At 55.6% G+C, this 14946-nt stretch carries 11 protein-coding genes; 5 read left to right on the top strand and 6 right to left on the bottom strand.

The window, feature by feature from the left end; genetic code table 11:
- Nucleotides 1-190: 190 nt before the first annotated feature.
- Complete coding sequence (locus tag PT279_RS01320; RefSeq protein ID WP_277164707.1) at nucleotides 191-1609, bottom strand: MFS transporter; 1419 nt, start codon at nucleotides 1607-1609, stop codon at nucleotides 191-193.
- 371 nt (nucleotides 1610-1980) lie between these two features.
- Between PT279_RS01320 and PT279_RS01315 the strand changes: the two genes are divergently transcribed.
- Together PT279_RS01315 and PT279_RS01310 are read left to right on the top strand one after the other, a co-directional pair.
- Nucleotides 1981-2682, top strand: a complete 702-nt coding sequence (locus tag PT279_RS01315) for an ABC transporter ATP-binding protein (RefSeq protein WP_277164706.1) — start codon at nucleotides 1981-1983, stop codon at nucleotides 2680-2682.
- Nucleotides 2682-5933 carry an ABC transporter permease gene (locus PT279_RS01310; RefSeq protein WP_277164704.1) on the top strand — a complete coding sequence of 1084 codons (3252 nt, stop codon included), beginning with the start codon at nucleotides 2682-2684 and terminating at the stop codon, nucleotides 5931-5933. The genes PT279_RS01315 and PT279_RS01310 overlap by 1 nt, the downstream gene beginning before the upstream one ends.
- A gap of 266 nt (nucleotides 5934-6199) precedes the next feature.
- Here PT279_RS01310 and rplI read toward each other — a convergent pair whose 3' ends face one another.
- From rplI to rpsF, 4 genes are all read right to left on the bottom strand, one after another.
- Nucleotides 6200-6646: a 50S ribosomal protein L9 gene (gene rplI, locus PT279_RS01305; protein WP_277164702.1), complete on the bottom strand. Its 447-nt coding sequence runs from the start codon at nucleotides 6644-6646 to the stop codon at nucleotides 6200-6202.
- Between the two features lie 15 nt (nucleotides 6647-6661).
- Nucleotides 6662-6910 (bottom strand): 30S ribosomal protein S18, encoded by a 249-nt coding sequence (gene rpsR / locus PT279_RS01300; RefSeq protein ID WP_277143412.1) that lies wholly within the window; start codon nucleotides 6908-6910, stop codon nucleotides 6662-6664.
- Nucleotides 6911-6959: 49 nt separating this feature from the next.
- Nucleotides 6960-7598 (bottom strand): single-stranded DNA-binding protein, encoded by a 639-nt coding sequence (locus tag PT279_RS01295; RefSeq protein WP_277164700.1) that lies wholly within the window; start codon nucleotides 7596-7598, stop codon nucleotides 6960-6962.
- 87 nt (nucleotides 7599-7685) lie between these two features.
- On the bottom strand, nucleotides 7686-7982 hold the full coding sequence (gene rpsF, locus PT279_RS01290; protein WP_277164698.1) for a 30S ribosomal protein S6: 297 nt from the start codon (nucleotides 7980-7982) through the stop codon (nucleotides 7686-7688).
- A 402-nt stretch (nucleotides 7983-8384) separates the two neighbouring features.
- Here rpsF and PT279_RS01285 point away from each other — a divergent pair, with 402 nt between their 5' ends.
- The 3 genes from PT279_RS01285 to PT279_RS01275 all read left to right on the top strand — a co-directional run bounded on the left by PT279_RS01285 (nucleotide 8385) and on the right by PT279_RS01275 (nucleotide 13767).
- Nucleotides 8385-11396, top strand: a complete 3012-nt coding sequence (locus PT279_RS01285; protein WP_277164696.1) for a hypothetical protein — start codon at nucleotides 8385-8387, stop codon at nucleotides 11394-11396.
- 172 nt (nucleotides 11397-11568) lie between these two features.
- Complete coding sequence (locus PT279_RS01280; protein ID WP_277164694.1) at nucleotides 11569-12582, top strand: ribose-phosphate diphosphokinase; 1014 nt, start codon at nucleotides 11569-11571, stop codon at nucleotides 12580-12582.
- 210 nt (nucleotides 12583-12792) lie between these two features.
- Nucleotides 12793-13767: a ribokinase gene (locus tag PT279_RS01275; protein WP_277164692.1), complete on the top strand. Its 975-nt coding sequence runs from the start codon at nucleotides 12793-12795 to the stop codon at nucleotides 13765-13767.
- A 130-nt stretch (nucleotides 13768-13897) separates the two neighbouring features.
- On the opposite strand, the gene PT279_RS01270 is transcribed toward PT279_RS01275, so the two are convergent.
- A complete protein-coding gene (locus tag PT279_RS01270; RefSeq protein WP_277164690.1) occupies nucleotides 13898-14701 on the bottom strand; it encodes a histidine phosphatase family protein in 804 nt (267 codons plus the stop codon).
- Between the last annotated feature and the right edge of the window lie 245 nt (nucleotides 14702-14946).

Below are 14946 nucleotides of genomic sequence, written 5' to 3'. Positions count from 1 at the left end.
CGCAGAAACCACCCACCCTCGACCGACTGCATTCCCGTTGATGGTCGTAATTGTCGCTTTTTACTTGCTTGCTGATGACATCCAAGTAAAAAGCGACAAACAGAAGCTGTAAATGTGTCTTTTACTTAGCAACCCCACACAAGCAAGTAAAAAGTGACAGATAAGGCGCGACTTCGTACGAAGCGACTGGTCACACCTCTACAGCCTGCATTTCGACAGATGGATTCTTGCGCACCTTGATGGAAACCAGGGTGATGCAGAGCGCCACTAGCGCCAAGACAATCACCAGGGCAAAGGCATTCGTCGCCCCGACCGCCGACGCCGCCTTGACATTGTGCGGAATATGGGCCTCGCTCAGGGAGAGGGAAGCGGAAAGCACGGTTGTGCCGAGCGATCCGGCATACTGCTGCAGCACGTTGAACAGCGAGTTGAAATCGGTTTGTTGCGCCCCGGAGACGAATTTGCTGGCGTCCGACATCGTGTTGCCGTAGCCGAAGTTGAAACCGGCACGCAGGAACATGTAAAGCAGCGTCAAAATGGCAACCGTTGCCTTGCCGGTCATGGCCCACAAAGCCGTCGCACCGATAATCAGCGAAATGTTGGAAATCAGAAGCACCAACGTCGGGCCACGACGGTCGTAAAGCTTGCCGACGAACGGGGCGATGAAAGCACCGAGCAGCGAACCCGGCAGGAGCATCAGGCCGGCGGTCAGTGAATCGATGCCGAGGAAGTTCTCAGCGAACACCGGAAGCAGGAACGAACTGCCGATGTTGATGAACTGCAGGATGGCGTAGTTTGCGCCGCGCAGGCCCACAATTGGCTTCCTGAACAGACGCAAATTGAGCAATGGCGACTTCGAGGCCAAGCAACGCCAGATAAACAGGCCGAGCAGAGCCGCTGCCGCGCAGATGGCGATGGCGACTTTGTACGACCAACCGCCGCCAGCGCCGAACTGGTCGAAGATCTCGGTGAAGCTGACCATGAAGAAGCTCAACAACACCAAGCCGATGCCGTCGAAGGACTTGCCCGCACCCTCGGCCTTCAAGCGCAGATTGGTCTCGCCCAGAATCCACGCGATGACAAGCAGGGGCAGCGTGAACACGAAAATGATGCGCCAGGAGAAGTAGTGGTTGATGAGGCCGCCGTAAGTGGGCCCGAGCGCGGGCGCGAAGGAGGTGACCATGTTGGCGATGCCCACGTACGTGCCGCGCCGACTGACCGGCACCAGCGCGAGGATGACGTTGATCATCAACGGTGTGGAGACGCCCGTGGCCGCAGCCTGAAGCAGACGGCCGAGCAGCAGAAGCCAGTAGTTCAAGGGCAAACAGCACAGAACCGTGCCGACGAGGCTGACGATGATGGCCCAACGGAAGAGCAGGCGGGTGTCAAAACGCTTGAGCAGGAACGACGAGGTGCTCATGACGATGGTGACCATCAGCAGGTAGCCAGAGGTCAGCAGCTGGATGGTGGAAAGCGGCAGACCGAATTCGCGGGTCATCGTGGGGAAGCAGACGTTCAGCGAAGTCTCGGTAAGGATGCCTGTGAACGAAAGCAGAGCCGCTGCCGCAATGGATAGTTTCGTTTGTGTGGAAACACGTTCTTCTTGCAAGTTTGAAACCTCAATATACTTTTGCCATTTTAGGCACTTGAGGGGTGTGTCAATCGTTTGCATGCTCCGACCCCCCGAACACGCAACTTTCTTATTATACGCCGATAGCCGCTATTTTTAAAGCACCATAGCGTTAGGCTTCGCAGAAAACGACATTCGTCTGACAGCAAAACCGAAGAATGTCCATTGAGCCAAGAGCAATACGGACACAGCCGGACGATCCGCCAAAATCCGGCGTTTCGAGGGAATTCCCCATATCCACCTAATCAAAGTTGATGAATCCATTTCCGGGAGACTATTATGTTATCGTCGAGTTCGTCTAACAGACGCTTGTAACAGAGCAAGAGGAAACTTTCAAAAGAGAGGAAGTAATGAGCTATATTGACGTGGAGCACGAAGTCAAACGATATGATTCCGGCGGCTCAAAGCTTATAGCCAACAACGACATCAGCTTCTCCATCAACCAAGGTGAATTGGTCATGATTCTCGGCGCCTCCGGTACCGGCAAATCAACTCTGCTCAACATTCTGGGCGGGATGGACTCCTGCGATCAGGGAAGAGTCGTCATCGACGGGGAGAACATCGCAGAATACAACGCCAAAGAACTCTCAGAATACCGTCGCTACGAAGTGGGCTTCGTCTTCCAGTTCTATAATCTCGTCCCCAATCTCACGGCTCTGGAAAACGTCGAACTTGCCTCCGAAATCGTCGAGCGGGCGAGCGATCCCATGAGCGTGCTGAAAAGCGTGGGCTTGGAAGATCGAGCCAACAACTTCCCCTCCCAGCTTTCTGGCGGCGAACAGCAGCGCGTCGCCATTGCCCGCGCCATCGTCAAGCGTCCGAAAATCCTGCTATGCGACGAGCCCACCGGCGCCCTTGATTACCAGACAGGCAAACAGGTGCTGCACATTCTGCAGGACACGAGCCGCAAATACAATGCCACCGTGATTATCGTGACCCATAACTCGGCCATCGCACCCATGTCCGACCGTGTGATCCATATGCACGATGCCAAAATCACCAACATCGAGGAGAACCCCAACCCGATTGACATCGACACTTTGGAGTGGTGATGGCATCCTTGAACCCGCATAACGCCATTCCACCTTCCTCATCGCGCAACTTCGTCAAATCAACCGATGCTGCCGAATCTATCGACTTTACACAGGCACCAGAATCAGCCCAGTCGCCATCAGACACCGCCCAGCTCGAACAACACGACTATCATGAATTGGAGGAATCCTTCACGACAAAGCCGTCAAAACGAGAACAGCCAACCTTGAAACCTTCCATAATTCAAGCTTCGGCATCGCAAAACCATCAGCCTCATGTCTCACTTCCGCTGCCCGACAAAGTTGCATCTCAAACAATTGGCCAACACAAGATCGCGATCCCCAAGAAAAGCGTAGCCGACAGCTCAGCCACGGATGGCCGCACAACCTCTCGCGCAGCCAAAACCACAATTGATGACACCAACCCGTCAACACCCCGATTACCGCAAATACCGGTCTCCGGACGCCATGCGCGCCACACCACGCACGCCAAGGAATACCCGACAGCCTCGCCTTCCCTACCGTCCGTTTCTTTGCCGCATCGGCCCTCGGCATCAAAGCACATCTCATATGCGAGCAATGTCCGCACCACACCGGTCCACATCGACCTTCCGCCGCGCAGTCATGCGAACATGTCGCAGCAGCATACCGGTAACGGGGCGACCGCACAATCCCATAGCCGCCGGTCCGCAAAAAACATTGCGCTCTCCATCGAATACCGCAATGCCTTACCGCTGAAACGGCACAAGATCTCACACAAAATGCTCTGGCTCGACATCAAACGTTCGCTCGGCAAATCCGTCGGCCGTTTCATCTCGATTGTATGCATGGTGGCCCTGGGCTCTTTCGCCCTTGTCGGGCTTAGCGTCACCGGCCCTGATATGCGTTCGACCGCCGACCACTATTTTTCCGAACATCATCTAGCCGACATTTCGGTAATCGGCAAAACCGGTTTCGACGATTCCGCCATCAACGCCATCAACGGTACACAAGACGTAACGAAAGTGGAATACGGCTCGTTCAAGGATGTCGCAGTAAAACATCACGACGACAGCGTACGGATATTCTCCTCCACCAAGTCGATTTCAAGCTACGAGGTGCGTAAAGGCAGGATGCCGCACAAGCCCAACGAAATCGCCTTGGACGAGCATATAGGCAACAGTCATCATATCGGTTCCACAATATCTTTCGACGAAAAACCGGACGCCGCCGGCCACACGATGCTCAAACACACGGACTACAAAGTCACCGGCATCGTCCGTTCCCCGGAAATCATCAGTCCGGTCAACCACGGCCAATCCGATTCCGGTTCAGGTTCGTTGGACGGATACGCGGTTGTGGTACCGCAGGCCTTCAATCCCGGCCCATACAACATCGCCCGCCTGCGCTACAACGTGCTCGATTCACTACCTGACCATTTTTCCGATGCCTACGTCAAGAAAATGCACCGGGAAAAAGACATCCTGAACGACGACCTTGACAACCGTGGTACCGACCTATCGACCGATACCTCCCAACAAACGCAAACGGCGAGCCAATCCAATTCACCAATGCAGCAGACGGTCACCAAGCCGTCCCCGGCGCTTTACCAGGTGCTTTCCCGAGCTGAAGTACCGGGAGGAACCGGATACAACTCATATGAGACGATTTCCCGCGTCATCGATTCATTGGCCACCATCTTTCCGATCTTCATGTACCTGATCGCCGCTTTGCTGACATTCACTTCGATGACCCGTTTCGTCGAGGAAGATCGCATCAACGTTGGTACACTCAAGGCTCTCGGCTATACCAACAAAGACGTCATCAAGAAATTCCTCGTCTATGGCTGTACTGCTGGTATCATCGGCGGCTTGGTAGGCGCTCTTGCCGGCGAATTCGCCATGCCGAAAATCTTCTACAAGGCCTATGGGGTCGGTTTCGCCGTGCCTGTCATCGCACCGCAATTCAACTGGACAATCACGCTACTTTCCCTTGTGCTCGCACTGGCCGTGACCGTACTGCCTGCGTATATCGCCGCCCATCGCGAACTGAAGGAACACACCCGTACCCTGCTTTCCCCCAAGCCACCGGTCAGCGGTTCCTCAATCGCGTTGGAAAAAATCAAATGGCTCTGGAATGCTCTGAATTTCAAGTACAAAATCACCATGCGCAACATATTCCGTTACCGGATGCGCACGTTGATGACCATCGTCGGCGTATGCGGGTCGATGGCGCTTCTAGTAGCCGGTATCGGCGTACAGCATTCGATAGGCACCATCACCGACCTGCAATACAAAGACGGCATTATCGATTATGATCTGATTGCGGCGCAACGGCCCGATATCAAGCCAGACCAACAAACGGCAATCAACAAAAAGCTCCATAGCACCGCCATCAAAAACTACAAGGACATCCACTACGAGCACACTACGATGAATGCCGGCCCGCGTGATTCCAAACAGGACATCACCCTCATCGCCGTACCGCCGAAATCCAATCTCGACGGTTTCGTCAGGCTCCAGGAACGTACCAAGCACACGCCACTCGCACTTAAAAACACGGGTGCGGTCATCTCCGAGCACCTTTCCAAGATGACCGGGGCAGGCGTCGGAGACGACATCATCGTCAAAGACAGCGAAGGCAACACGCATGTTGTACCGATCAGCGGGATCTGTGAGATGTATATCGGACATTTCATTTTCATGAGTTCGAACGCCTATGAAAAGATCTTCCACGAAAAGTACGTGACGAACGCGACCATGACCGAGCTGAAGGACCGCAGCCCGGACAATGCACGGCATGAGGCGGCACAGTTCATGCATATCGACGGCATCGCTTCGGTCGCTCAGAATTCGATGTTCATCAACCAGACACAGGTGCTGGCCAATGCCCTGACGATTCTGATGGAAGTGCTGACATTGGCTTCGATACTGCTGGAAGTGGTCATCCTTTACAATCTCAACAACCTGAATCTTTCCGAACGAGTGCGAGAATTGAGCACCATCAAGGTTCTGGGCTATTCGAACGCCGAAACGACACTGTACATTTACCGTGAAACCATAATGCTTTCCGTTCTCGGCATCGTCACAGGAATAGGCCTTGGCATGGGGCTCCACCGCATCATCATCGGCCGAGTGGCGCCGAATACCATGATGTTCGACCCCAAGTTCACTTATTCGGAATTCATCGTGCCCCTCGTCATCATCGTTTTGGTGGCCTTCGTTCTCGGACTTTATGTGATGCGACGCATATGCCAGGTCGACATGCTGAAGGCTTTGCAGGCCCGCGAATAAGTTTCCATTGCTCTTCCTGAAACACAGGAGGAGCAATGACACGTTGAACGCCGGAATCGATAACATGGCTGTTTAAGGTTTTATGGCAACGAATTCACTGAACGCGGGCAAACGGCGAACAAAAGCACATACCAGATAATCAATAGAAAAGAGGGGGTTTCCAATCGTCATGATTGGAAACCCCCTCCTGCTTAAGCCAGAATAATCAAGCTACATGGTCGTGCTGCGTTTGTGCGTCATAACCATACAGCTTTCTGTGTTTGAAACTACTCGGCGACGACCTTAACGGTGAAGTTCGCGGAGATTTCGGGATGCAGGGCCACGGTGGCGGGGAATTCGCCGGTGGTCTTGATGGTCTCGACCTTGATCGCCTTCGGATCGACGGCGGCCTTGGATTCGAGGGCGGTTGCGATGTCCATGGCGGAGATGCCGCCAAACAGCTTGCCGGACTCGGAAACCTTGGCGCTCAATTCGACGACGGTGCCGTCGATGGCGGTCTTGGCTGCCACGGCGTCTTCACGGGTGGCCACGGACTTGGCCAGGCGTGCGCGCTTCATCGCTTCGATCTGCGAAGCAGCGCCCTTGCTCCACGCGAAGGCGAGGCCCTGCGGGATGAGGTAGTTGCGTGCGTAGCCGGACTTCACCTCGACGACGTCACCGGAGTGACCGAGGTTGGAGACGGACTTGGTAAGAATAACCTTAGTTTCAGCCATTGTTCTTGCCTCCTATCAGCGGCCGTTGGTGGCGTAAGGCAGCAGAGCCATCTCGCGCGCGTTCTTGATGGCGCGGGAAATCTCACGCTGTTCCTGGATGGTCACGCCGGTGATGCGACGCGAACGGATCTTGCCACGATCGGAAATGAACTTACGCAGCAGCGCAGTGTCCTTGTAATCGATCTCGGTGATCTTCGCAGCCTTCAGCGGGTTCGGCTTTTTCTTGAACGGCTTGACTGGTGGTTTTGGCCTTTTACGTGACATATCAATGTCTCCTTAACACTTGTTTAAACGTCTATTGCTTGGACTATCGCTAGAATTCCGGCTCGTCGGAATCCCCACCGAAATCGGAGCTGCCTCCGAAGGTCGAGAATCCATCACCCGAATTGGCGGAGCTGCCCCACGGATCGGCCGCGGGTGCCTGTGGCTGGCTCTGCTGCGCAGGTGCCGCCGATGCGCCACCCGAGTAGCCTGCGCCACCTTGGTATCCGCCGTTGCCGCCGTTATAACCGCCGCCATTGTTGCCGACACCGCCGTTATAGCCTCCGTTGTTGCGGGAACCACCCTGGAACCCGCCGTTCGAAGAGGACTGACGTTGCACCTGGGCGGTGGCATAGCGCAGGGACGGGCCGATCTCGTCGACCGTCATCTCCACAACCGTGCGGTTCGTCCCGTCATTGGCGGTGTACGAACGCTGCTGCAGGCGGCCTTGGGCGATCACACGCATGCCCTTGGAAAGCGAGGAAGCACAATGGTCAGCCATATCCCGCCACGCGGAACAACGCATGAAGAGGGCGTTGCCGTCCTCCCACTGGTTCGTGTTGCGGTTATAGGTCCGCGGCGTCGAAGCGATCGTGAAACTCGCCACCGAGGCCCCGCTGCCGATAGTGCGCAGTTCCGGGTCGGCGGTCAGGTTGCCGACGATTGTGATAACCGTATCTCCTGCTGCCATGACGTACCTTCCTTACCAACTTTTAACGCTTTTATAACGATAAAGCGAAAAGCAAATAGACTAAAATTTAATATTTCCTAAACGGAATTACTTGACATCCTTGCGAAGAATCTTCGTGCGGATTACGGACTCGTTCAGGTTCAGGACGCGGTCCAGTTCATCGCTGGTTGCAGGCTCGCAGCTGTAGTTGACCACGACGTAGTTGCCTTCGGTCTTGCCGTCGATTTCATAGGCAAGCTTGCGACGTCCCCAGATATCGGGGTCGGAAACAGAACCGCCCTCTTTGGTGACGATTTCCATATACTCATCGGTCAGCTTCTTCAGGGCTCTTTCGTCAAGCTCCGGATCGGCGATGAACATCAGTTCATACTTGTGTGCAGACATCACCCACCTCCTTCGGACTAAAGTCGGCCGCGGTCTTTCCGCGACAGGAGTGTGTATGCGTGCCATATCAAGGCGCGAACCCGCGTCAGATATAGCTTTTCTATATTAGGGGTTCCCGCCGACTTCACGGACCAATCAATCTGGACCGATATTGGTGCATATTTCATGCTAAATATCGACAAGAATTCCTTATTCTTGTTGGCCCTGCGACATATTCTTGATGCCATCGGTAATACCCAGACGATGGGGTCAAGAAAAGCTGAAGATCGGGAGAAAAAGATGATTTGCCCTCACTGCGGTGCCACAATACCGGAAAGCGCCAAATTCTGTTCACACTGCGGGCAAAGTACGGCCTCTGCCAACTCATTGCCTTCGCAGAATTCCAATGCTCCGAAGGGTAACGTGGTCCCCAGTGGTCAGACGCCCGGTACCCCGTCATCTTCTTCCTCGATTCCTTTGCCAGGCGCGAACGGGCAGGTTTCCAGTTTTCCTGCGGCAACCGGAACTCCCACGGGCGGCCCAATGCCTTTGCCTCAGAACTCAGGCCCGCAAGCGATGCCTTCCGGACAGCCGACAGAAGCCATTCCCCCTTACGGCACAACCCCCAATGCCACCGGTAACATCCCAGTGGGGACCATGCCTACGGGCAATATTCCTACTGGCGGCATCCCGACTGCAGGCATTCCTACAGGGGCCATGCCCAAAGGCGGCCAGCCCTCGCAGGCTCAACGGCTTTACAAGGAAATCGTCACCCCCGGCAGCCTCAAAACGATGGGATCGTCGTTGGGCTTCGGTCTGGGAGCGGCATTCGTGTTTGCCATGCTCAACGCGGCGATGCTTTCGGCCGTAAGCGGCAACGCGATTTCCTCGATGCTGAGCCATCTCGGCAATGTCTCCCAGCTGCTTGACTTCAAATCCGGCAATTTCTTCTATACCGTCATCACCATGCTCATGGCAGGCGTCTCGGGATCGTTCTCGCTGAAGGCTTCGGCGTTCGGCATTTCGACCGAAGACCTTGGAGCCAAGATTTCGATGTGGCTGCCGATGAGCCTGTCGGGGGTGGCGCTTTTGGTCGGTGCCGCTTTCGGCGCTTACTTCATCGCGCACCGCATCGGCATCCGCTTCAAATTCACCGGTATGGTCAGCGCCGCCGTCGTTGGCATAGCCACGGGTCTGATCTACGTGATTCTCGGAGCCCTCTTCCCAATGAACTCTTCGGCTTCCGTGGGCATTCTCGAAGGCCAAACCGCACTTAACGGAGCCACGTTCCGTACCTTTATCATGGCCTTCCTGATTTCCACCGTCGGCTCGCTGCTTGGCTACGCACTGGCCCAATACGCCTCCGACAGCACCAACGTCTTCCGCGCTGCCTGGCGCTACGGGCACCGTCTGCGCGGGCCGGCACGCACCTTCGTCGAGGCGTTCTTCATCTATATGGTGAGCTATACGGTCATAGCCCTGCTCACCCTCATCATCGTTTCCATATATGCCAACGTTCCTTCGGCCATCCTGCTCATTCCGGTGCTTATGCCGTATCTGCAGTTCGTTCTCTTCTCCTTCTCCTCGTTCGGAGGCATCGCCGCCGTAGGCAACAACGCGGTTTCGTTGACGTACGGCTCCCTGTTCGCCGCCAAGCCATGGGTCTTCATCCTCGCAGCCGTCATTTTCATAGTGATTACGTTCTACATCGCGCTGCGCGCTTCGGCACGCGCCTTGCAAGACAAGTACTATGCCAGATGGGAGCACATCTGGAAGGCACCGGTGGGCACGCTCGTGCTCTGGCTGCTCGTCGCCTTCGTACTTACCGGTATGGGTGTTTCGGCTTCGGGCTCCAATTCCGGAGCAGTGACCATCGTTTCTTGGTATCCCCTGCTGGCCACGGTCTGGGCACTCGCCATCGAACTGGTCGCCATGACCTTCGGCCCGGCAATGCTGACTTCAATACCAGGCCTCTGGCAATTCGTCCGCGGCGGCTGCGTGGAGCCGACGCCGCAGAACGTCAGCGCCTATGTGGATGCATGCGGGGCGCGATTCAAGCATATCGGTGGCAATAGCGCCAACGGCGCCGATACAACCGGCAGTGCCCCGATGCCGCAAACCCCAGGCCAGAACGGGATGCCCGGTGCAACCCCGACTTCGGCTGCTCCGATGCCCGGCCAGGCCGCTGCCGGTGGCGCCCAGCCGTTCCCGCAGCCTGGCCAGAACGGAGCTAATCCGCAGGCTTATGCCACCGGTGAGGTACCTGGAAGCGCATATCCGGCAGCGAATCCTTCCGCACCGGCGTACACAAGCCCTGACAATGCGGTCCATCTTGAAGACTTCAACGTGGCGGCACCCGTTGCCCCTGTCACTGGTGCCGCGGCAAAGCCGATGGATTCCAAACAAAAGCGGATCATCATCATCTGCTCGGCCGTCGTCGGAGCCTGCGTGCTGCTCGGTATCGCCTACAGCGTCTTGAACGCGACTGTCTTCAGCCCGAAGACGGTGGTCAACCAATACACCGCAGCCATCGCCGCCGGCGATTTCGACCGGGCCAACACCATCGCCGACCCGCAGGTAAGCGGCAAGAAAGCGGCGTTGCTGACCAATAAGGCTTCCAAACAGGGCTCGACCATCTCCAACGCCCGCGTGACCTCCACCACGAGGAACTCCGATGGCTCGACCTCGGTGAACCTTGCCTATACCCTTTCGGGCAAAACCCACAACGAAACGCTCAATCTGACCTCGAAGGATCGTCAAATGCTCGTTTTCAACAAATGGACCATCACCACGCCTCTGGTCTCGAACCTGCGGGTCTCGGGGCCGAACGCGGTCAAGGAACTGGATATCAATGGCATCAGCATCACCGACGAGAATTCAAGCGATACCGGCAGTTCAAGCTCACGTTCGCAATCGAACAAGGCGTACAATTTCAAGGCCTATCCCGGAACCTACACCGTCAAGGCTGCGGCCAGCGATTACATGAGTGGCAATACCTTGACATTGGAGCCGACCTCGGCGAATGACAGCTCCACTGTTTCAAACGTCGACAACACCATCACAGTCAAGCCGACGGAAAAGCTCGAAAACGCCCTCAACGACGCAGTCAAGAAGAAAATCGACGATTGCGCCTCGTCCACGGATGCCGACCCCGAAGATTGCCCCTTCGGGGAACAGTACTATCAGGACAATTCGGATTATTCGGACTTTTCCTGGTCCGTCAGTTCCTATCCGGAAGTCGACGACGCCAATATGAACGACTCGTCATTCTCCACCACGTCCAACAGCGGCGAGATGGACTTCTATTACAAATATCGCTACTTCTCCGATGAAAGTTGGGAATCCGAGAACACCAAGTGCAGCATCAGCGAAATGAACGGAACGTTCAGCATCGACGGCAACAAGGTCAATGTAAAGTTCGACGATTTTGACTGATACCGGCAAACATCATTGCAACCTCGCGCAACCCGCCTCCCGACGATTTGCGCGGGGTTGCGCTATATTAGAAGAGGTTTCTTGTGATTCATCCTTGTTCCGCTGCATCCGATATGTATGATGTCGGGTCGGCGACGCAGAAACAAGGGAGATAAAAAGGGGAAGGCGAGATATGTCGGCGATTCTCGAGGGAAAGCCCAAAAAGCGACTGGCATTGGTGACAGGACGGGCGTATCCCGAGCAGGCCGAGGCTACGGCGGAGTGTTTGGGCACCGTACCGCTTGAGACCACAGCCTATGACTTCGCAAACGGAGAGATGTACGTGCGCTATACCGAACCGGTGCGCGGTGCAGATGTGTTCGTGCTGCAAAGCCACACCGACCCCATCAACAAGTGGATCATGGAACAGCTTTTGATGATTGACGCGCTCAAGCGCGCGTCGGCACGTTCCATTACCGTCGTCGCCCCGTTCCTCGGCTATTCGCGTCAGGACAAGAAGGGTTTGGGCCGCGAGCCCATCACCGCCCGTCTGATGTTCGATCTTTTCCAGACCGCCGGTGCCGACCGCATCATGACCGTCGACCTGCACGCCTCGCAAGAGCAGGGTTTCTTCGACGGACCGGTCGACCATCTGACCGCGATGCCCGTTTTGCTTGATTATGTCAAAAACTCGATGCCGCTCGAGAACGCGACCATCGTCTCCCCCGATGCCGGACGCATCAAGGTTTCCGAACGCTGGGCGGCCAAGCTCGGCGGACTGCCGCTTGCTTTCATCCACAAGACCCGCGACGTCACCCGTCCGAACCATGCCGTGGCCCACGGCATCATCGGCGAGGTGCGCGAGCGCGACTGCGTGGTCGTCGACGACATGATCGACACCGCCGGCACGATTTGTGAGGCCGTACGCACGCTGCGCGAGGCCGGTGCGAAATCGGTGACGCTGGTCGCCACCCACGGACTCTTGTCTGGCCCAGCCATCGAACGGCTCAAGAACTGCGGCGCACGCGAAATCGTCTTGATGGACACTGTGCCGGTTCCGGAAGAAAAGCGTCTGCCGAATATGACCGTGCTCTCCATCGCCCCGCTTTTGGCTGCCGGCATTCGCTCGGTCTTCGAGTCCGGATCGGTCTCCGGCCTGATGGACGGCCTGCCCGAGGATATGCACCCACGCAATATGTATGCATAAGCAATCAATATAGGGGTTTAACGGCAGGGCATGAACGATTAACATTCATCCCTGCCGTTTTTGTCATAAGCCACAATCCAACCGAACCTGCAACTTATCACTAGACTTCTTTTTCTGATATATGATTTGACTTCATTGATAAAGCGTTTTATCTTATAAACAGGTAAGTTAATAAAGGTAAACCAAATAGTGATGTGAATCGAGGATGAAATGAACGCAAAGACGCTTTCCCTGCTGAATAACATTTCCGGATCAATCAGCATTGTCGGGTCGATGAACGCTGATTATACCGTCACCACCAAGCGCCTGCCGAAGCCGGGCGAAACCATCGCCGGCGGCCCGTTGCGCATCCTGCCTGGCGGCAAGTCCGGCAACCAGGCTGCAGCCGCCGCGCGAATCGGCGCGAAAGTGAAGATGTTCGGAGCCGTAGGAAGCGACAAAAACGCCGATTTCCTGCTAGCCAAGCTCGATGACGCCGGAGTGGACACCTCCTGCGTCCAGCACACTGACGGCGCCAGCGGCACCACCGTCATCACCGTGGACGGCAACGGCGAAAACACCATCGTCTATTCCGCAGGATCCAACGCCACCGTCAGCACCGACTACATCGAAAACCAGAAGGACGTGCTCCTGAAGTCTTCGGTGCTCGGCCTTTGCTTGGAAAGCCCGATCGAAGCCGTCACCGCTACGGCGAGGATGTGCCATGACGCAGGCATCAAGGTGCTCCTGAACGACTCCCCCTTCACCGACAAATTGCCGGAAGAGCTGATCAAGTACTCGGATATTCTCTTGGTCAACGAACACGAGATGGCACAGCTGCTCAACATCGCCGAGCCCAAGAACGGCGACTGGCTGGGCATGGACTGGAACTACATCGCCCAAACCATGCACGATTTCGGTTTCAAACAGGCGGTCGTCACCCTTGGCGGAGACGGCGCCATGGTTCTCGACGAGGATCGCACCTACCACGTTGACGCAGCAAAAATCGATGCCGTCGACACCACCGGCTGCGGCGACTCCTTCATGGGGACCCTTTTGGCAGGCCTGGCCTCCGGTTTCTCGCTGAGCGATTCCGCTTCGCTGGCTTCCTACGTGGCCGCTTACGCCGCGACGGGTTACGGGGCCCAGGCCTCCTACGGCAACGTGGACCAGATCCGCGACTTCTTCAGCACCTCCAACAAGTAGATCGTTTCGGAGATTGCGCATAAGCGCAAAACCACGAAACGGTATAGCAATGTGCCGGTCATCTTATGACGATGACCGGCACATTGCTATTGCTGGGTTTTATTCGCGCTGGAAGCTCTGGATTCGCCTCTCAGAGTTTCTCGCCTTCCTTGAGATAAGAGGTGTCACCGATACTCAGGACCTCAAGTTTGCCGTCCTTGTACTTGATTTTGGTGACGCTGGCATTCTCCAAGGGAGCGCTCTTGTATTTATCCGTCATACCGGCAAGCATCACATTGATGGCCATGCCATGGCTGACCACCAGCACATTGCCCCCGCCATTCTTGCTCTGGTCGGCGCCTATTTTCTTCACCGTGCGCAGCATGCGCTTGCGGACGGTCTGCGAGCTCTCCGCATATCCGGATTTATCCGCGAAATAATGGGCGTCGTCAAGCCATGACCACTGATCGTCGGCCTTTGGACGCTTGGCCGCCTCGTAAGCCTCGTACGAAGGGAAGCCCGCTGATTTCGCCTGCTCGGCGCCGATGGTATCGAGCGATTCACCCTCGAATTGACCGGAGCAGGCCTCACGCAGACCTTCCAGCTCATGGATGGGCTCGCTCTGACCGGATCCCTTCAACACTGCCGAGGCAGTATCATGCGCACGCTTCAAATCGCTGGAATAGACCGAATTGAACTTGACATCGTGCTTTTTGAGCCCCTTGCCAAGATCCACGGCGACCTTTTCTCCGTCTTTGGTAAGAGGGGTGTCTGACCACCCTTGAACCCTATTGAGCTCATTGAACATCGTCTTGCCGTGACGCGTCAGATAAATCGTCACTTCCGCGGGCTTGCTCCCGGTCTGTTCCTGTTTGTCCGCATCACCCGCGGAGCCGCATCCGCTGAATATCAACGTGCTCAATGCAAGCAATCCGGCCAACCATTTCTTACTCATATCCGATTCCTCCTTGAATAATTTCTTCATATAACCCCGTTAAACCATCATTTGGCTAAGGCCTATAAAAAAATACAAAACAATAATCTTGGTTAATACGGATAGATAAAGCGCTTTATCGTACCGTGGTTTATATTAGCAATAAAAGATGACATGTCAAATTCCACTGTCCAACTGCAAAAAGAGATTCGTTCGGCCTCAAATGACGGCATACCGGCTAACGGCTAGAATTGTTGAAGCCGACA

The sequence above is a fragment of the Bifidobacterium sp. ESL0784 genome (assembly GCF_029433295.1).
Taxonomy (GTDB): domain Bacteria; phylum Actinomycetota; class Actinomycetes; order Actinomycetales; family Bifidobacteriaceae; genus Bifidobacterium.
Note: the sequence above shows the minus strand (reverse complement) of the source record. Positions and strands in the feature narration are given on the sequence as shown.